Source organism: Methylobacterium sp. BI1, assembly GCF_056680125.1.
On sequence record NZ_CM155267.1, the window covers coordinates 2,236,244 to 2,255,623 of the forward strand.

15 protein-coding genes are annotated in these 19,380 nt (G+C 70.1%); 10 read left to right on the plus strand and 5 right to left on the minus strand.

What is annotated here, in order from left to right; translation table 11 throughout:
- Positions 1–11 precede the first annotated feature (11 nt).
- The gene (gene urtB, locus AC1MGR_RS10380) at positions 12–938 is read right to left on the minus strand and encodes an urea ABC transporter permease subunit UrtB (RefSeq protein ID WP_480234534.1); all 927 of its coding nucleotides are present in this window, start codon (positions 936–938) and stop codon (positions 12–14) included.
- Positions 939–1,145: 207 nt separating this feature from the next.
- On the minus strand, positions 1,146–2,405 hold the full coding sequence (gene urtA / locus AC1MGR_RS10385) for an urea ABC transporter substrate-binding protein (protein WP_108038130.1): 1,260 nt from the start codon (positions 2,403–2,405) through the stop codon (positions 1,146–1,148).
- Positions 2,406–2,732: 327 nt separating this feature from the next.
- On the opposite strand from urtA, the gene AC1MGR_RS10390 reads away from it, so the two are divergent.
- From AC1MGR_RS10390 to AC1MGR_RS10400, 3 genes are all read left to right on the plus strand, one after another.
- Positions 2,733–6,095, plus strand: a complete 3,363-nt coding sequence (locus AC1MGR_RS10390) for an ATP-binding protein (protein WP_480234535.1) — start codon at positions 2,733–2,735, stop codon at positions 6,093–6,095.
- Positions 6,088–6,996: a response regulator transcription factor gene (locus AC1MGR_RS10395; RefSeq protein ID WP_108038134.1), complete on the plus strand. Its 909-nt coding sequence runs from the start codon at positions 6,088–6,090 to the stop codon at positions 6,994–6,996. The genes AC1MGR_RS10390 and AC1MGR_RS10395 overlap by 8 nt, the downstream gene beginning before the upstream one ends.
- Positions 6,997–7,228: 232 nt before the next feature.
- Entirely contained in the window at positions 7,229–7,408 is a 180-nt protein-coding gene (locus tag AC1MGR_RS10400; protein ID WP_108038136.1) for a hypothetical protein, read from the plus strand.
- A 28-nt stretch (positions 7,409–7,436) separates the two neighbouring features.
- Here the strand turns inward: AC1MGR_RS10400 and AC1MGR_RS10405 are convergent, their stop codons facing one another.
- Entirely contained in the window at positions 7,437–8,912 is a 1,476-nt protein-coding gene (locus tag AC1MGR_RS10405; RefSeq protein WP_108038138.1) for a PAS domain S-box protein, read from the minus strand.
- Between the two features lie 388 nt (positions 8,913–9,300).
- Here AC1MGR_RS10405 and AC1MGR_RS10410 point away from each other — a divergent pair, with 388 nt between their 5' ends.
- The 4 genes from AC1MGR_RS10410 to opgC all read left to right on the plus strand — a co-directional run bounded on the left by AC1MGR_RS10410 (position 9,301) and on the right by opgC (position 14,176).
- Positions 9,301–10,557 carry an L-dopachrome tautomerase-related protein gene (locus AC1MGR_RS10410; RefSeq protein WP_108038140.1) on the plus strand — a complete coding sequence of 419 codons (1,257 nt, stop codon included), beginning with the start codon at positions 9,301–9,303 and terminating at the stop codon, positions 10,555–10,557.
- Between the two features lie 65 nt (positions 10,558–10,622).
- Positions 10,623–11,606: an SMP-30/gluconolactonase/LRE family protein gene (locus tag AC1MGR_RS10415; protein ID WP_480234536.1), complete on the plus strand. Its 984-nt coding sequence runs from the start codon at positions 10,623–10,625 to the stop codon at positions 11,604–11,606.
- A gap of 40 nt (positions 11,607–11,646) precedes the next feature.
- Positions 11,647–12,834, plus strand: coding sequence for an SMP-30/gluconolactonase/LRE family protein (locus AC1MGR_RS10420; RefSeq protein ID WP_480234537.1), 1,188 nt, complete (start codon positions 11,647–11,649; stop codon positions 12,832–12,834).
- A 124-nt stretch (positions 12,835–12,958) separates the two neighbouring features.
- Positions 12,959–14,176, plus strand: coding sequence for an OpgC domain-containing protein (opgC, locus tag AC1MGR_RS10425; protein ID WP_480234538.1), 1,218 nt, complete (start codon positions 12,959–12,961; stop codon positions 14,174–14,176).
- A 4-nt stretch (positions 14,177–14,180) separates the two neighbouring features.
- Here opgC and ccmB read toward each other — a convergent pair whose 3' ends face one another.
- Both ccmB and ccmA read right to left on the minus strand, forming a co-directional pair.
- Positions 14,181–14,846, minus strand: a complete 666-nt coding sequence (gene ccmB, locus AC1MGR_RS10430; RefSeq protein WP_181259711.1) for a heme exporter protein CcmB — start codon at positions 14,844–14,846, stop codon at positions 14,181–14,183.
- Positions 14,846–15,502, minus strand: a complete 657-nt coding sequence (gene ccmA / locus AC1MGR_RS10435) for a heme ABC exporter ATP-binding protein CcmA (protein ID WP_480234539.1) — start codon at positions 15,500–15,502, stop codon at positions 14,846–14,848. Before ccmA ends, ccmB begins: the two co-directional genes overlap by 1 nt.
- 317 nt (positions 15,503–15,819) lie before the next feature.
- Between ccmA and AC1MGR_RS10440 the strand changes: the two genes are divergently transcribed.
- The 3 genes from AC1MGR_RS10440 to acnA all read left to right on the plus strand — a co-directional run bounded on the left by AC1MGR_RS10440 (position 15,820) and on the right by acnA (position 19,229).
- A complete protein-coding gene (locus AC1MGR_RS10440) occupies positions 15,820–16,098 on the plus strand; it encodes a DUF4258 domain-containing protein (protein WP_480234540.1) in 279 nt (92 codons plus the stop codon).
- Entirely contained in the window at positions 16,082–16,279 is a 198-nt protein-coding gene (locus AC1MGR_RS10445; protein ID WP_108038150.1) for a DUF2283 domain-containing protein, read from the plus strand. The genes AC1MGR_RS10440 and AC1MGR_RS10445 overlap by 17 nt, the downstream gene beginning before the upstream one ends.
- 250 nt (positions 16,280–16,529) lie before the next feature.
- Entirely contained in the window at positions 16,530–19,229 is a 2,700-nt protein-coding gene (acnA, locus tag AC1MGR_RS10450) for an aconitate hydratase AcnA (protein WP_480234541.1), read from the plus strand.
- Positions 19,230–19,380 lie beyond the last annotated feature (151 nt).

A 19,380-nucleotide genomic window follows, 5' to 3' on the forward strand; every position in this document is an offset into this window, starting at 1 on the left:
GTTCAGGCTCCTCAGCGCCGGACCTTGAGGGTGAAGAGGCCCTGCGGCCGCAGCATCAGGATGCCGACCACCGCCAGCAGCGTGATCACCTTCGCGGTGGAGCCCGAGAGGAAGAATTCGAGGGTCGACTGCGTCTGCGAGATCGAGAAGGCCGAGGCGATGGTGCCGAGCAGGGAGGCGGCGCCGCCGAAGACGACGATCAGGAAGGTGTCGACGATGTAGAGCTGGCCCGAGGTCGGCCCGGTGGAGCCCACCATGGTGAAGGCGGAGCCGGCGATGCCCGCGATGCCGCAGCCGAGGCCGAAGGTCAGGCGGTCCACCTTCTCGGTGTCGATGCCGACGGCGCCCGCCATCGCGCGGTTCTGCACCACGGCGCGGACCTGGGCGCCGAAGCGCGAGCGGTACATCAGGATGGCGACGCTGACGGTGATCAGGGTGGTGATGCCCATCACGAACATGCCGTTGATCGGGATCTCGATGGTGTCGGTGACCTGCACCGAGCCGATGAGCCAGGCGGGCAGCTCCACGCCGACCTCGCGGGCGCCGAAGATCGAGCGGTAGGCCTGCTGCAGGATCAGCGAGAGGCCCCAGGTGGCCAGCAGCGTGTCCAGCGGGCGCTTGTAGAGGTGGCGGATCAGCGCCCATTCCACCAGCATCCCGAGCGCCCCGGAGGCCAGGAAGGCCAGCGCCATCGCCACGAAGAAGTAGGCCGGGAACAGGGCCGGCAGGTGGGTCTGGAAGAAGCCCGAGCAGAGATAGGTCATGTAGGCGCCGAGGATCATGAATTCCCCGTGGGCCATGTTGATCACCCCCATCTGGCCGAAGATGATCGCCAGCCCGAGGGCCATCAGGACGTAGACCGAGAACAGGATCAGCCCGGCGAAGCCCTGCATGACGAAGATCGAGCTGAGATCCCCGAGCGAATAATCACCGAACATGGGTTCGTTCTCCGAAGGATGCCGCCAGGTCTGTGCAAGCATCGGGCCGGGTTAGGCCGCAGACTTTCCCCTCCCCCTTGTGGGGAGGGGCCAGGGGTCGGGGTGGCTGGGTGACCCTCCCGCCTCGGAGGCCGGCGGAGCCACCCCACCTCCGGCTCCGCCCCAGGAGGGGGGAGGAGGGCGCGGCGCGGTGTCCGTCGCGCGGGTCTACTGATAGCCCTTCGGGAAGGGGTTCGGCTCGATCAGGTCGGGGCTCTCGTAGACCACCTCGAACTGGCCGGTCGGCAGGGCCTTGGCGACGCGGGTCTTCGACCAGAGGTGATGGTTCGGGTGGATCTTGACGTAGCCTTCCGGCGCCTCCTTGAACTCGATGCCGGGCGAGGCGGCGACGACCTTGTCGACGTCGAAGGAGCCGGCCTTCTCGCAGGCCATCTTCCACAGGAACGGACCGAGATAGGCGGCCTGGGTCACGTCGCCGATGACGGTCTTCTCACCCCACATCTTGTGGAAGGCGGCGACGAACTTCTCGTTGTTCGGGTTCTTCAGCGACTGGAAGTACTTCATGCAGGAGTACGCGCCGGCGATGTTGTCGCCGCCGATGCCGTCGACCTCGTCCTCGGTGACCGAGATCGTCAGCAGGGTCTGCTTCGAGAGGTCGATGCCGGCCGCCTTGAGCTGCTTGTAGAACGCCACGTTGGATCCGCCGACCACGTCGGTGAAGATCACGTCCGGCTTGGTGAGCTTGAGCTTGTTGATCACCGAGTTGAACTGCGTGTGGCCAAGCGGGAAATATTCTTCGCCCACGACCTTCGTCTTCAGGACGTTCTCGATGTGCTTGCGGGCGATCTTGTTCGAGGTGCGCGGCCAGATGTAGTCCGAGCCGATGAAGAAGAACGTCTTGGCCTTCTTCTCCTTGGTGACCCAGTTCAGCGATTCGAGGATCTGCTGGGTGGCTTCCTGGCCGGTGTAGAAGACGTTCTTGGACTGCTCCAGGCCCTCGTAGAAGGTCGGGTAGTACAGGAGGCCGTTATACTGCTCGAAGACCGGCAGCGCGGCCTTGCGCGAGGCCGAGGTCCAGCAACCCATCACGGCAGCGCAGTGGTCGTTGACGAGAAGCTTCTTGGCCTTCTCGGCGAAGGTCGGCCAGTCGGAGGCGCCGTCCTCCTGGATGATCTTGATCTTGCGGCCGAGCACGCCGCCCGCGTCGTTGATCTGCGAGATCGCGAGCTTCTCGGCCTGGATCGAGCCGGTTTCGGAGATCGCCATCGTGCCGGTGGCGGAGTGCAGGATGCCGACCGTCACCTCGGTGTCGGTCACCGCGAGGCCGGTGGTGTTCACCGCCGAGGTCGGCGGCGCCGCCGCGAAGCTCATGCGCGGCATCAAGGCGATCGCCGGAGCGCCGGCCAGACCCATGAGAAGCCTGCGCCGGAGCGCCGATTGCAGGCCGTTGCCCTTGTCCTCTGCCATCGTGCCCAAAACCCCTGTCGGTCGTCGCACGGCGCATCGGACGGCCGCGGATCGACGGAGCGGAGGCTAGGCCGCGTTGTGCAGTGCGGCCTATACGCTGTTTTGCGTATGTCGGAGCCCAGCGGACGGGCCCATGCTGGCGAACTGCCCGCGAGTCTCCGGGTCCCGTCGCCGCTCGGGCCACGGGACGGGGCGCGCGCCCGCATGGGATCGCGCAGGCCGGGGCACGGTCCTTGCTAGGTTGGGGACGACGGAGCGCCACGGTCCCGGGTGGACCGGGATGCCGCGCCAGACCCTGCGCCGCATGATACCGTCCCGCCGAACACGATGACCGAGCACCAGCGTATCCTGCCGATCCGGCGCGACTACAACCGCCTCGTCGCCGACGAGACGCTGGAGGACTATGCCCTGCGCTTCACCGCCAAGAAGGCGCGGCGCTGGTCGGGGTTCCGGGTCGCCCAGACCGCCCTCGGGTCGCTCTCCTTCCTGGCCCTGGAGGCGATCGGCGGCACCCTGGTGCTGACGGTCGGGTTCACCAACACCCTGGCGGCCCTCCTGGTGGTGGGCGCCATCATCTTCGCCACCGCGACCCCGATCAGCCTCTACGCCGCCCGCTACGGCGTCGACATCGACCTCCTCACCCGCGGGGCCGGCTTTGGCTATATCGGCTCGACGGTGACCTCGCTGATCTATGCGAGCTTCACCTTCCTGTTCCTCGCCATCGAAGCGGCGATCATGGCCCTGGCGCTGGAGCTCTGCTTCGGGCTGCCGCCAAGCCTCGGATACCTCGTCAGCGCCCTCGCGGTGATCCCGCTGGTCGTCTACGGCATCGCCATGATCAGCCGCTTCCAGCTCTGGACGCAGCCGGTCTGGATCGTCCTCAACCTCGTCCCCCTGGCCTGCATCGCCTGGGCCGGGGACGCCCCGGTGGCGGCCTGGCTCGCCCATCCGGGGGCCGACGGCCTCGGCGGCTTCGACTGGCCCCGCTTCGGGCTGGCCTCCGGCATCCTCCTAGCGCTGCTGGCCCAGGTCGGCGAGCAGGTCGACTTCCTGCGCTTCGTTCCGGCGCGCGCGCCCGGCCGCACGGCCCGCTGGTGGGCGGCGGTGCTGGGCGCCGGCGGCGGCTGGATCCTGCCAGGGATGCTCAAGATCCTGCTCGGGTCGTTCCTGGCCGTGCTCGCGATCGCGCACGGCGTCCCGGTCGAGCGGGCGGCCGAGCCGACCCAGATGTACGCGGTGGCCTTCGGCTACGTGGTGCCCCCGGGCGCCGGCGCCGTCGCCCTGATGACCCTGTTCGTGGTGGTCTCGCAGCTCAAGATCAACGTCACCAACGCCTATGCGGGCTCCATCGCCTGGTCGAACTTCTTCTCGCGCCTGACACACAGCCATCCGGGCCGCGTGGTCTGGCTGGTCTTCAACGTCGCCATCGCGCTGCTGCTGATGGAGCTCGGCATCGACAAGACCATCGTCAGCACCCTGTCGCTCTATGCCGTCGTGGTCTCGGCCTGGGTCGGCGCGCTGGCGGCGGACCTCGCCATCAACAAGCCGTTCGGCCTGTCGCCCCCCGGCATCGAATTCAAGCGCGCCCATCTCTACGCCATCAACCCGGTGGGCACCGGCGCCATGGCGCTGGCGATCCTCACCGGGTTCGCGGCCCATGCGGGCTGGCTCGGGGCGCCCGCCGTGCCCTTCGCGCCGATGCTGGCGCTGGCCGTCGCCTGCCTCGGCGCCCCCGCCATCGCCCTGGCCACCGGCGGGCGCTACTACCTCGCACGCACACCGCGCACCGACTGGCTGGGCGCGTCCGAGATCACCTGCCGGGTCTGCGAGCATCCGTTCGAGCCCGAGGACATGGCCCAGTGCCCGGCCTATGCCGGGCCGATCTGCTCCCTGTGCTGCTCCCTCGACGCCCGCTGCGGCGACCTGTGCAAGCCGCACGGCCGCCTTGAGGCCCAGGCCCAGAGCGTGCTCGCCCGGGTCGCCCCGGCCCGCACGGCGGCCTGGATCGGCGCGCCGCTGGGGCGCTACCTCGCCCTCATGCTCACCCTGGTGGCGGCGATCGGACTGATCCTCGGCATCGTGCATGCGGGGGCCAGCGCCGAGCATCCCGAGCACCGCGAGGTCCTCGGCGCGGCCCTGACCAGCGTGTTCCTGATCCTCATCGTCATCCTGGGAATCGTCGCCTGGCTGTTCGTGCTGGCCCAGGAGAGCCGCCGGGTCGCCCTGGAGGAGACCGCCCGCCAGACCGGTCTCTACCAGGCCGAGATCGAGGCCCATAAGGTCACCGACGCCAAGCTGCAGCAGGCCAAGGAGGTCGCGGAGGCGGCCAACCTCGCCAAGAGCCGCTACGTGGTCGGCATCAGCCACGAGCTGCGCACGCCCCTCAACGCGGTGCTCGGCTACGCCCAGCTCCTCGAGGGCGATCCCTCGATCCCGGCCCCGCGCCAGAACGGCATCCGGGTCATCCGGCGCTCGGCCCAGCACCTCTCGGGGCTGATCGACGGCCTCCTCGACATCTCCCGGATGGAGGCCGGACGCCTCCAGATCCACCGCAACGAGGTCCGGCTCGCCGACTTCCTCGACCAGATCGTCGACATGATCCGGCTCCAGGCCCAGGGCGCCGCCCTGGCGTTCCGCTTCACCCGGCCCGAGACCCTGCCGGCGGTGGTCGCCACCGACGAGAAGCGCCTGCGCCAGATCCTGCTCAACCTCCTGTCGAACGCGATCAAGTTCACCCCCGCTGGCACGGTGACCCTCGACCTGACCTACCGCAACCAGATCGCGGTTTTCACGATCAGCGACACCGGCCTCGGCATCCGCCCGGACGACCTGGAGCGCATCTTCGAGCCCTTCGAGCGCGGCTCGCTCGCCGCGGCCCGCTCCACCCCCGGCACCGGCCTCGGGCTGACCATCGCGCACCTGCTGGCCCAGGTGATGGGGGGCGAGATCATGGTGGAGAGCGAGGTCGGGCGCGGCACGCGGTTCCGCGTGCGCCTGATGCTCGCCTCGGTGGCGCGCCCGAAGCCGGTCCTGGCCCAGGCCAGCGCGCCGGCGCGGACCTATGCGGGGGCCCGCCGGACCATCCTGGTGGCCGACGACGATGCCGCCCATCGCGGCCTGATGCGGGACATCCTCGAACCCCTCGGCCTCGTGGTGCTGGAGGCCGGCGACGGCCCGGCCTGCCTGGCGCTGGCCGCGACGCGACCGCCGGACCTGTTCCTCCTCGATATCGCCATGCCGGGCATGAGCGGCTGGGTACTGGCCAAGGCCCTGCGGGAGGCCGGCCAGACCGGCCGCATCGCCATGATGTCGGCCAACGTGCACGAGATCAGCCCGTCGCGCGGGAGCGACGCGCCCCACGACGCCATCATCGCCAAGCCCTTCGACCTGCGCGACTTCCTCGAATGCGTCACCGGGCTCCTCGGCCTCGACTGGACGGCGGGGGAGGCACCCGCGCCGCCCCCGCCCGAGGCCGCCTCGCCGGATCCACGGCCGGAACACCTCGCCGACCTCCTGCGCCTCGTGCGCATCGGCCACGTCCGCGGCATCGAGGCGAAGCTCGCCGAGATGGAGAGCGGCCCCGCGGCGCCGGCGGCCTTCATCGCGCAGATGCGCGCGCTCACCGCCGCCTTCGACCTGCGCCGCGCCCGGGCAGTGATCGAGGGCTTGCTGGAGCCCGCCGATGGCTGAGGCGCAGCGCAACATCGTCCTCGTGGTCGACGATTCCCCCGAGACCCTGAGCTTCCTCACCGAGGCGATCGAGCGCTCGGGCGCCACCGTGCTGGTGGCGGTGGCGGGCGACCTCGCCCTGGCGCTGGTGGACGAGATCACCCCGGACGTGATCCTGCTCGACGCGGTGATGCCCGGCATGGACGGGTTCGAAACCTGTCGCCGCCTCAAGGCGAAGGGGCACCTCGCCCACGTCCCCGTCATCTTCATGACCGGGCTGTCGGAGACCGAGCACATCGTGAAGGGCCTGGAGGCGGGGGGCGTCGACTACGTCACGAAGCCCATCGCGCCGGACGAGATCCTGGCCCGCATCCGGGTCCATCTCGCCGGCGCCCGAGCGGCACAGAGCGCCCGGGCCGCCCTCGACACGACCGGCCGCACCCTGTTCGCGGTGGACCGCGACGGCACCGTGCTCTGGGGCACGCCCCAGGCCGCCCGCCTGCTCGGCGGCTTCACCGAGCCCGGTGCTTCCTTGAGCCTGCCGCCGCAGGGCGCCGCCTGGCTCCGGGGCTGCCTCGCCGGCACCGGCGCGCCGGCCCTGACCCTCGGCGACCGCGCGGGCACGGCCTATACCTTCAGCTTCATCGGCGGCACCGGCGACGAGATCCTGCTCCGCCTGTCGCGGGACGGCACCGAAGCGGGACTGGAGCGCCTGCGCCAGCGCCTGCGGGTGACCGGGCGGGAGGCGGAGGTGCTGCTCTGGCTCTCGCGCGGCAAGTCGAGCCGCGACATCGGCGAGATCCTGGGCCTGAGCCCCCGCACGGTGACGAAGCACCTGGAGGGCATCTACGAGAAGCTCGGCGTCGAGAACCGCACGGCCGCGTCCGTCATCGCCGCCCGGCACCTGCAAGACCTCGATTGACGGGCAGGACCTCGATTGACGGGCAGGACCTCGATTGACGGGCAGGACCTCGATTGACGGGCAGGACCTCGATTGACGGGCAGGACCTCGATCGACAGGCAGAACCTCGACTGACCGGCGGCAAGTCCACCTGCGCGTCAGTTCGGGGAGGGAGTGGATATTTCCGGTTCGACCCCTCGCTTTGGCCGCGCGACACCCGATCTATCGGAGAGGTCAGGCTGGGAGCTTCGCGATGAACTGGATGACGTGGTTGGTCGGCCGCTGCGTGGACCTCACCGAGCGCGTCGTGCCCGGCCTCGAGCGGCGCGAACCCGGGCGGCCGGGCGCGCCTCCGGCCCTGCGCGGCCGGGTCCGCGGCTCGGGCTCCGAACCGGCGGTGATGCAGCCCGGGGCCGGGCCGCGCCAGGACTGAGCCGGCACGACCGGGCCGCGTCCGGCCGTCAGGCGAGGGCGCGGGCCGCGACCCCGGCCTTGCGCACCGAGGCATCGACGTCGATCGTGGCGGCGGCGATCCCGTCCATGTTCTGGCGCACCACCTCGACGCTCCGGGCGGCGTTCTGCATGTTGACCGACATGTCGCGCGTGACGGCGGCCTGCTCGGTCACGGCCGAGGACACGCTGATCGAGATCTCGCTGAGATGGCCGATCGTCCGGGCGATGGCCTCGATCGCGGTCACCGCTTGGTTGGTGGAGCCCTGCACCGCCGCGATCTGCGTCCCGATCTCCTCCGTGGCGCGGGAGGATTGATTGGCCAGGGCCTTCACCTCGGCGGCAACCACGGCGAAGCCGCGGCCCGCCTCGCCGGCGCGGGCCGCCTCGATCGTGGCGTTCAGGGCCAGCAGGTTGGTCTGGTCGGCGATGGAGCGGATCACCGAGATCACCTCGCCGATCTTGTCGGCAGCGGAGGTTAGCCCGGCGATGATGCCGGAGGCCTCCTCGGCGCGCACCACCGCTTCGTCGGAGGCGGCCTTCGCCTCGGCCGCGTGACGGCTCAACTCCTCGATGGAGGCCGAGAACTCCTCGGCACCGGCCGCCACGGCCTGGACGTTGCCGGAGGTCTGGGCCGCCGCCTCGGCCGTGAGGGTCGCCTGGTTGCTGACATCGGAAATCGATCCGGTGATGAGGCCGAGATCCTGGTCGATCGCCCGCTGTCCCTGGATCCGGCGCAGCCGGTCGGCGACCTGGGCGGTGACATCGCTGGCGAACTTCACCACGGCGACCACCCGGCCGTCGGCCCCCAGCACCGGGTTGTAGGCGCCGTAGATCCAGACCTCGCGCCCGCCCTTGCCGATGCGCCGGAACTCGCCGGCCTGGTAGGCTCCCCCGGCCAGCGCCGTCCAGAAGGCGGCGTAGGCCGGCGTCTCCCGGTCCTCGGACGCCACGAACTGGCTGTGGTGCCGCCCCTTGATCTCGTCGAGCCGGTACCCGAGGGTTTCGAGGAAGATCGGGTTGGCGTCGGTGACGAGACCGTCGGGCGTGAAGTGGATCACCGCCTGCGACCGGTTGATCGCCGCGATCTGGCCTTCGAACGCGGCGTTGCGGGCGACCTGCGCCGTGATGTCCGCGGCGAATTTGACCACCTTCACCGGCCTGCCGCGCCGATCGAGGATCGGGTTGTAGCTCGCCTGGATCCAGATCCGACGGCCGTTCTTGCCGATCCGGCAGAAATCGCGCGCCTGGTGCTCGCCCCGGCGCAGGCTGTCCCAGAAGTCCCGATAGGCCGCCGTGTCCCGTTCTTCCGCAGGGACGAACAGGCTGTGTGAACGGCCACGGACCTCTTCGAAAGTATAACCGAGGAGATCGAGAAAGATCTGGTTCGCGGTTTGGACACTTCCGTCCATGCCAAACTCAATTCGACCTTGCGATCGATCGAGAGCGTCGAGTGTCGCACGGAGGCCAGAACTCAACATCGTCATCTTCTTTCTCAGCGGCAGCGGCGGATGCACAACTGGACACATCGCATCTTGATGATCCGGACTGTAAATATAATCCGTGAATTTGTCTTTAACGACGAAAGGAGCTCTCAACGAATCCGTCAAAAGACAACAAAGGCAATTGCTCTGATCTGTCTGGCGCCAGGATGAGGTCCGGATCAGTCCAAGATACCCCGAGGCGCGCGAGCAAGGCGCGAGATCCGGCAGCCCCACCGGGCAGGCCGCCCGCCGGGGCCGCCGTTCACGAGTCGTCGGGCGGATGAACCTTGGCCGAGACTTCATGCGTTAGGCCGTCACGATCGCACCGCATGGTTCGATCGTCGCGACGCCAAGGGGTCCGATGCCAGGGATTCCATTTTCCAGGGTTCCGATGACGCACCATCAGTCCGACCATTCGATCTTCGCCGCCCGTTCGCGCGCCTCGTCCCGTCCCCGGCGGCGGGGCCGGACGCTGGCGGCGGTGCTCCTGGGCGCCGTTCTCCTCCCGGGTTCCGCCCTGGCGCAGGGCGCCGCCGCGCCGACGGGGACGCTCACCAAGGTGGCGAGCTTCGACCATCAGGTGACGGGGGTCACCGTCTCCAAGGATGGGCGGATCTTCGTGAACTTCCCGCGCTGGACCGAGGACACCGAGGTGTCCGTGGCCGAGCTGAAGGACGGCAAGCTCGTGCCGTTCCCCGACGCGGCCTGGAATTCCTGGCGCAATGCCCGCAAGGACGAGGTCACGGCCAAGGACCACTGGGTCTGCGTCCAGAGCGTCGTGGCCGGCCCGAACGGCAATCTCTGGGTGCTCGACCCCGCCGCGCCCGCCATGGCGGCCCTGGTGCCCGGCGGGCCCAAGCTCGTCGAGATCGACCTGAAGACCAACCAGCCGGCGCGCACCATCGCCTTCGACGAGAGCGTCGCGCCGCAGGGCTCCTACCTCAACGACGTGCGCTTCTCCCCCGACGGCAAGACCGCCTACCTGACGGATTCCGGCGCCAAGGGGGCTTTGGTAGTGGTCGACCTCGACAGCGGCCGGGCCCACCGGGTGCTCGACGGCGATCCCGCGACGCAGCCCGACAAGAGCGTGACCGTGACCTATGACGGCAAGCCCCTGCGCCGGCCGGACGGGCGCGGCGTCGAGTTCGCCGCCGACGGCATCGCCCTCTCGCCCGACGGCAAGACGCTGTACTGGCAGGCGATCAAGGGCAAGACGCTCTACAGCCTGCCCACCGAGACGCTGGCCGGCAGCATCACCACTGCGCTGATGCCGACCGCCCTGGCCGACAAGAGCGTGTCGGGCCGCATCGAGATCGTGGGCGAGAACGGCCCGGCCGACGGCCTGATCATCGCGCGCAAGGACGGCCGGATGTACGTGACCTCGCCGCAGGACGATTCGATCAAGGTGCGCGACCTCTCGGCGAAGGGCAAACCCCTGAGCACCGTGGTGCAGGACAAGCGCCTGCGCTGGCCCGACACCTTCGCGGAAGGGCCCGACGGGACGCTCTACGTCACGACCTCGCACATCCAGGATTCGGCCTTCTACAAGCCCGACGCCCCGGCGGCCCTGCCGACAGAGCTGTGGAGCTTCAAGCCCGGAACCCCGGACGCCACCGGCTCGACCGCCCCCGCGCCGGCCGCGCGCTGACCCGTCCGGCGCCGCCCCAGCGACGGGGCGGCGCCCTCATGGCCCCCGCAGCCCATCGAGGATCGATGCCGACGATACGACGACGCGCCCTGCTCGGCGGCGCGGGAGCCGCCCTCGCCCTGCACGCCTGGCCGGCCGCGGCGGCCCCCGTCGTCCGGATCGACGATCCGCGGCTGCGCGACGTGCTCGATCCCGGCGCGGCGCCGCGCACGCTCTATGCCGGCGGGCGCTGGTGCGAGGGCCTGTGCTACGCCCCCGGCCTCGGCGGCCTGATCGTCAGCGACGTCCGGGCCAACCGGATGATCCGGATCGCCGACGACGGCGGCACCGCCGTGTTTCGCGATCCCTCGAACAACGCCAACGGCAACACCCTCGACGCCGAGGGCCACCTCGTCACCTGCGAGCATCGCGGACGCCGGGTGGTGCGGCGCGAGACCGACGGCCGCCTCACGGTGCTGGCGGATGCCTTCGAGGGCCGGCCGCTGAACGCCCCCAACGACGCCGCCCTGGCGCCGGACGGCGCGATCTGGTTCACCGACCCCGTCTTCGGCATCACCATGCCGGACGAGGGCCTGATGGCGACGCCGGCGCAGGGCGCCCGGCGGGTCTACCGCATCGACCCGTCCGGCCGGGTCGAGGGCATGACGGACGCCGTTGGACAGCCCAACGGCATCACCTTCAGCCCGGACGGGACCCGCCTCTACGTCAGTGATACCAGCGCCGCCCTGAAGAATCCGGAGGGCGCCCGCACCATCCTGGCCTTCCCGGTGCTGGAGGGCCGCAGGCTCGGCGCACCGAAACCCTTCGCCACCGTGGAGGCGGGCGTGCCGGACGGCCTCGCGGTGGATGCCGACGGCCGGGTCTACGCCGCCTGCTTCGACGGCGTGCGGATCTACGCGCCCGATGGCACGCCGCTGGGACGCATCGCCACCGCGACCGACGCCGCCAACGTCGCCTTCGGCGGCCCGGACGGCCGGCGCCTGTTCATCGGCGCGGGCGCGCACGTCCTTGCCATCGACCTGAAGGTGCGCGGCCCCGCCCGGGGCTGACCCGCCGTTTCCTCCCATCCTCGCTCGACCGGATCCCGCCATGACGCTCGCTCGCCGTGACCTCCTCGCCGCCGGCCTTGCCGGTGCCGGCCTGACCGGCGCGGCGGCCCTCTCGCGGCCGGTCGAGGCCAGCGCCGCGCCGTCCTCCGAAGTCGCCAGCCGCCGGGCGGCCGGCGGGCTCGAACTCGCCTTCACGGCGAACGCGCCCTCGACACCCACCGGCCTCGCCATCTCGGCCGGCGGACGGCGCTTCGTGATGATGCCGCGCTTCACCGCGACGGTGCCCTACACCCTGGGCGAGGTGCTGGCGGGCGGGGAGGTCCGGCCCTATCCGGACCTGCCGACGAACCAGCCCGATCCGGAGCGGCCGCAGGCGCGCCTGTTCCACGTGCCCAACGGCGTCTTCGACCGCGATGATACCCTGTGGTGCCTCGATGCTGGCCTGCCGGACGGCTCCGGCCCGCCGGTGAAGGGCGGCGCGAAGCTCGTGCAGATCGACCTCTCCGACAACCGCATCCGCCGCGTGGTGCCCCTCGAGGCCGGCATCACCCCGACCTCGTCCCTGAACGACCTGCGGGTGGACATCCGCGACGGCTACGCCCGTGCCTACATCACCGACCAGGGCCAGGACGGGGAGGGCGCCATCCTGGCCGTCGACCTCGCCAGCGGCCGGGTCGTGCGCCGCCTCGCCGGCCATGTCAGCACCAAGTCGCAGAAGGGCTTGCTCAAGATCGTCGAGGACCGTCCGGTGGTGCAGCAGAAGGGGGAGGGGCCGCCGCGCCCGGTCCAGGGCGGCGCCAACGGCATCGCGCTCAGCCCCGACGGCCGGCGCCTCTACTACGCCCCCCTGATCGGTCGCCGCCTCTACGCGGTGGAGACCGCCGCGCTCCTCGACCCCGAGGCCAGCGACGCGGCGGTGTCGGCCGGCGTCACGGATCTCGGCGAGAAGGGCATGACCGGGGGGCTCACAACGGATTCGAAGGACCGGGTCTACCTCGCCATGCAGGAATTCAACGCGGTCGGCCGGCGCGATCCCGACGGCACGGTGGAGATCATCGCCTCGGATCCGCGCCTGATCTGGGCCGACACCTTCTGGATCACCCCGGACCGGTGGCTCCACATCTCGTCCGCCCAGGTCAACCGGCGCCCGGAATACAACGGCGGCAAGGATCTGCAGGTGCCGCCCTACGCCATCCTGCGGATGCGGATCGACGCCGATCCGGCCTGAGGCCCATGCATCCCGGCCTCGGGGAAGAGTCGAACAAACCCCCGGGATCACGCCCAGAGGTTGCAACGCAACCTTAAGCCTCCGCCCCTATGCTCGGCGCGTATAAGCCGCACCGGGGCGAGGCATGCCGCAGCGAAGGACGACGATCGACGCCATCCGCGGCCTGTGCCTGATCAATATCTTCGTGAACCACATCCAGGACGGCGCCGTCTCGGTCGTTTCGCCCTCGCGGCTCGGCTTCTCCGACAGCGCAGACATCTTCGTCCTGCTCAGCGGCATCTCCATCGCCCTGGCCGCGAGCCAGGCCTCGCGGCGCCGCCTGCCGGACATCGTCGCGCATCTGTGGCGGCGGGCGGCCCGGATTTACGCCTTCGAACTGGTCATCGTCTTCGCGACGCTCGGTCTGTTGGCGGCCATCCTCGCCCTGCGGGGCGTGACCGGCGTGCACGCGGAGGAGACCGCCCTGCTGCGGGACCACGGCTTCCCCAACCTGCTGAGCCATGCCCTGACGCTGCGCCAGACCGTGGGCTATTCGTCCGTCCTGCGCCTGTACGTCGCCCTGATGCTGATCGCTCCGATCCTCCTGCGCCTGGCCGGGTGGCGGTTCTGGGCGCCCCTGCCGCCGGCGCTGCTGCTCTGGATCGCGGCCGGTCACTTCCATCTGGTGGTGAGCAACAGCCTCTCGGGCGCGCCCTTCGCCCTGACGATCCTGCCCTGGACCCTGATCTTCGCCCTGGGGATCACGATCGGCCAGGGCCTGGTCGACGGCGTCCCCCTGCCGCGCCCCCGATGGCTGACCGGCCTCGCCCTGGCTTATCTCGTCGGCTACCTCGTCCTGGCGGTGGTCGTGGTCCGCCTCTGGCCGGCGGCCGCGGATTGGGCCGCGACGCGCAACGACGTGTTCTGGCTCGGCGCCAGCAAGACCTACCAGTCTCCCCTGCGCGTCCTGCACGTTCTCGCCCTGGCCTATCTGGTGATGGCCTTGCCGCAAGCGCCGCTCATCCGCCTGCTTCACCAGGTGCCGCGCGATCACCTGCTGGTCCGCCTCGGCCGCCGGCCCCTGCCGGTCTTCACTGCCGGCGCCATCGGGGCCATGCTCGCCAGCGAGGCGCTGGATCTCGCCGCCCTGTCCCCGGACGACGCCTGGCTTCCCCTGCTCCTCCTCGAGGCCGGCATGATCGCGCTGTTCGTCGGCATCGCCCTGCGCATCGGCGGTCGCCCGGGCCGGGCGCTGCCCATCCGTCCCGCGTCTCAGGAGAGCCAAACCGTCCAGCCCGCCCCCCACGTCACGGGACCGGATCTCGGCGTTCCCGGCCTGCGGGAAGGCCCGGCGATCGCCTGACGCCCTATTCCGACCAGCGCAGGGCCGCGGCGGCGGCGAGCGTTCCGATCACGCCCGCGATCAGGCTCAGGGCGCACAGGATGGCGAGCGGCGTGGTGAACGGGACGGTGCCGCCGAGGGCCGATTCGCTCGCCGAGACGCCGAAGATCAGCGTCGGGATCATCAGCGGCAGCACCACGACCGCCAGGATCAGGCCGCCCCGGCGGATCGAGGCGGTGAGGGCCGCGCCCACCGCGCCCACGAAGGTCAGGGCCGGGGTGCCCACCAGCAGGGTGAGGGCGGTCGCCGCCATCGCCCGGCCGTCCAGGGCGACGAGGAGGCCGAACAGGGGCGAGGCGAGGGCGAGCGGCAGGCCGGTGGTGAGCCAATGGGCCAGCACCTTGGCGAGCACGATTCCCTCCAGGGGCGCCGGCGAGCCGGTCATCAGGTCGAGGGAGCCATCCTCCTCGTCGGCCTGGAACAGGCGGTCCAGGCCGATCAGGGTGGAGAGCACCGCGGCGAGCCAGAGGATCGCCGGGCCGATCCGCGACAGCAGGTTGAGGTCGGGCCCGAGGGCGAACGGCACCAGGGCGACGATCATCAGGAAGAACACGAGGGAGAGCGCCCCCGATCCGCCGACGCGGGCGGCGAGCGCGAGGTCGCGGGCGACGAGGGCTTTCAAGGCGCGCATCACCACCAGACCTCGTCGGCCGCCACCGCCGTCCGGGCGACCGCCGCTGCAACGGGCGCGGGCGCCTCGATCCGCAGTTCCTGGGCGTCGGCGAGGCCGAGGGCCTGGTGCGTCGCCGCGATGACGAGGCCGCCCGTCGCGCGGTGCCGCGCCATCATCCCGGCCAGGACCTCCTGCGAGGCGGCGTCGAGGGCCGCCGTCGGTTCGTCGAGGAGCCAGAGGGGTCGCCGGCAGACCAGGAGGCGGGCCAGCGCCACCCGCCGGCGCTGGCCGGCGGAGAGGTAGGCCACGGGAAGCCGCAGGGCGTGGCCGAGACCGAGTTCCTCCAGGGCCGCCCGGGGACTCGCGGTGGGCGCGCCGAGGAGGTCGCGGGCGAAGGCGAGGTTTTCCTCCGCCGTCAGCGGGCTCTTCAGCCCGTCGCGGTGGCCGACCACGTGGAGGCACTCGGACAGGGTCGCCTCGCCGACCTCGCTCACCGTGACGGTGCCTGCCTCGGGCTTGAGCCGGCCGGCCAGCACCGCGAGCAGGGTCGACTTTCCGGCGCCGTTCCGCCCGGTGACCATCAGAGCCTCCCCGGGGCCGAGGGTGAAGGACAGGTCCGAGAAGATGCGGCGGCCGGAGCGGCGGACGGCGAGGTCTTGAGCGGTCAGCCGCACGGGGGGTCCTGAATCATGAGCCTCGAGAGATGCGCCGGTCGCGCGGGTCGAGCCGAGGAAAGCGTGGTCTTCGCCTCCCGGCGCTTCGCCCATCGCACGCGGATCGTTCGGTGGCGAGACCCGGACCCGTGAAATGGATCCGCCCGACGGTCGCGCGGCACGTCGCACCGTGCGGAGCCGGGATGTCCCGGAGCCGCCGCAATCCGCGTCGTCCCGCCGGACGACAACCCAGGCGTGCTATTCGCCGCAACGCATTGTATAAGGTTGCGGATCGGGCCTTCCCGAACGAATCCCGGCCAGCCGCTCACGCGGGTGCCATGCCTGATCCCGTCTTCACCTACACGCAGCACGCGCAGGCCCAGATCGCCCTCCGCGCCCTCGATCCGGCCTGGATTGAGCGCACGATCCTCGCCCCCGACGCCAGCGAAACCGACCCGGGGCATCCGGACCGAACCCGCGCCTTCCGCGCCGTGCCGGAACGGGAGGGCCGCATGCTTCGCGTGGTTTTCGTGGTACGATCGCCCTCCACCTTCCATATCATCACCGCTTTCCTCGATCGTGGCCGGAGGCCTGGAGCCGATGAAGTCCCGATATGACGCCGAGGCCGACGCCCTCTACGTGCAGCTCGCCGAAGCGAGGGTCGTCGGAAGCGAGGAGGTGCGTCCGGGCATCGTGCTGGATCTCGATGACGCGGGCCGGGTCGTCGGGATCGAGATCCTCGATGCATCACGCCATGTGGCCGAGGGAGCGGATTTCGCGCATCTGGTCGCGGCATAGGACCACCGTCCGAACAGATCTCGCCCGCTGTCAGGCTCCCGGTAGCGGCCAGTTTCGAAGTGTTCTATAACGCGCGCAGGCTGCGCCGCGCGAGATTTCAGGGCGTCCAAATCGCCCTTCGCGCAACACCCTATCCGGGCACCCCCGGGGCGGCGCGCGCTTCATAGCGCTCCCAGCCGAACACGTGTTTTCGTGGCGCAGGTTATGCCTGCGCGTGTTCGACCAACCGCTCGCGAGGAAACATAACGCCGTGGCATCGCTCGACAGCTTCCAGTCTCGCCAGACCCTCACCGTCGGAGACAAGTCCTACACCTACTACTCGATTCCCCATGCCGAGAAGGCCGGCCTCGCCGACGCCACCGCGCTGCCCTTCTCCATGAAGGTGCTGCTCGAGAACCTGCTGCGCTTCGAGGACGACCGCTCGGTCAAGAAGGACGACATCTCGGCCACCGTCGCCTGGCTCGGCAACAAGGGCAAGACCGAGACCGAGATCGCCTTCCGCCCCTCCCGCGTGCTGATGCAGGACTTCACCGGCGTGCCCGCGGTGGTCGACCTCGCCGCGATGCGCGACGCCATGGTGGCGCTCGGCGGCGACCCGCAGAAGATCAACCCGCTGGTGCCGGTCGACCTCGTGATCGACCACTCGGTGATCGTCGACGAGTTCGGCACCCCGAAGGCGCTGGCCGACAACGTGGCGCTGGAATACTCCCGCAACGGCGAGCGCTACACCTTCCTCAAGTGGGGCCAGTCGGCCTTCGACAATTTCTCCGTCGTGCCGCCCGGCACGGGCATCTGCCATCAGGTGAACCTCGAGTTCCTGTCGCAGACCGTGTGGACGAAGTCGGAAGACGGCGCCGAGCTCGCCTATCCGGACAGCCTCGTCGGCACCGATTCGCACACCACCATGGTCAACGGCCTCGCGGTCCTCGGCTGGGGCGTCGGCGGCATCGAGGCCGAGGCCGCGATGCTCGGCCAGCCGCTCTCGATGCTGATTCCCGAGGTCGTCGGCTTCAAGCTGTCGGGCAAGCTGCCCGAGGGCACCACGGCCACCGACCTCGTGCTTACCGTGACCCAGATGCTGCGCAAGAAGGGCGTGGTCGGCAAGTTCGTGGAGTTCTACGGCCCCGGCCTCGACGACATGGCGGTGGCCGACCGCGCCACGATCTCCAACATGGCCCCCGAATACGGCGCCACCTGCGGCTTCTTCCCCATCGACCAGAAGACCATCGACTTCCTCAAGGTCACCGGCCGCGCCGATGACCGGATCGCCCTGGTGGAGGCCTACGCCAAGGCGCAGGGCATGTGGCGCGACGCGGCCACGCCGGACCCCGTCTTCACCGACACCCTGGAGCTCGACATGGGCGACGTGCGCCCGTCGCTCGCCGGCCCCAAGCGCCCGCAGGACCGGGTGCTCCTCGACGGCGCCAAGCCGGGCTTCGCGCAGTCCATGGAGACCGAGTTCAAGAAGGCGGCCGACATCGCCAGGCGCTACCCGGTGGAGGGCGCCAACTTCGACATCGGCCACGGCGACGTGGTGATCGCCGCCATCACGAGCTGCACCAACACCTCGAACCCGAGCGTGATGATCGGCGCCGGCCTCCTCGCCCGCAACGCGGTCGCCAAGGGCCTGCGCTCGAAGCCCTGGGTGAAGACCTCCCTGGCGCCCGGCTCCCAGGTGGTGGCCGAGTACCTCGAGAGCGCCGGCCTGCAGAAGCCCCTCGACGCGCTCGGCTTCAACCTCGTCGGCTTCGGCTGCACCACCTGCATCGGCAACAGCGGGCCGCTGCCGGCCCCGATCTCGAAGGCGATCAACGACAACGACGTCGTCGCCGCCGCCGTGCTCTCGGGCAACCGCAACTTCGAGGGCCGCGTGAACCCCGACGTGCGGGCGAACTACCTCGCCTCGCCGCCCCTGGTCGTCGCCTACGCGCTCGCTGGCTCGATGCAGATCGACATCACCACCGAGCCCCTGGGCACCGGGTCGGACGGCCAGCCCGTCTACCTGAAGGACATCTGGCCCTCGTCCGCCGAGGTCCAGGAGTTCATCGAGGCCAACATCACCTCGACCCTGTTCAAGTCCCGCTACGCCGACGTGTTCGGCGGCGACGATTACTGGAAGGCCGTCGAGGTCACCGAGGCCGAGACCTTCAAGTGGGATTCGACCTCCACCTACGTGCAGAACCCGCCCTATTTCGAGGGCATGCAGAAGACCCCGGCCCCGGTGGAGGACGTGGTCGACGCCCGCATCCTCGGCCTGTTCCTGGACTCGATCACCACCGACCACATCTCGCCGGCGGGCAACATCCGGGCGAACTCCCCGGCGGGCGCCTACCTGCAGGAGCATCAGGTCCGGGTGCAGGACTTCAACCAGTACGGCACGCGGCGCGGCAACCACGAAGTCATGATGCGCGGCACCTTCGCCAACATCCGCATCAAGAACCAGATGGTCCGCGACGAGTCCGGCAACGTGGTCGAGGGCGGCTGGACCCTGTTCCAGCCCTCGGGCGAGCGGATGTTCATCTACGACGCCGCGCAGAAGTACCAGGCGCAGGGGACCCCGCTCGTCGTCTTCGCCGGCAAGGAATACGGCACCGGCTCGTCGCGCGACTGGGCGGCCAAGGGCACCAAGCTCCTGGGCATCCGCGCCGTGGTGGCCGAAAGCTTCGAGCGCATCCATCGCTCAAACCTCGTCGGCATGGGCATCGTGCCCCTGGTCTTCCAGGGCGACACGTCCTGGGCCTCGCTGGGCCTCAAGGGCGACGAGACGGTCTCGATCCGGGGCCTGTCGGGCGAACTGAAGCCGCGCCAGACCATGATCGCCGAGATCACCTCCGCGGACGGCACGAAGCGGGAGGTCCCGCTGACCTGCCGCATCGATACCCTCGACGAGCTCGAGTACTTCCGCAACGGCGGCATCCTGCCCTACGTCCTGCGCTCGCTGGCCGCGTAAGCCTCCGCAGGCTCCGCGAACCACGATCCAGAGGCCTCGCCCGGAAGGGCGGGGCCTTTCGGTGTTCCGGCACCGACGCTTGACGACGCGCCGCAGGCGGTCGAAACGCGGTGCAGTGATCCATGACCGCAAGGGAGCAGGGATTCTCAGG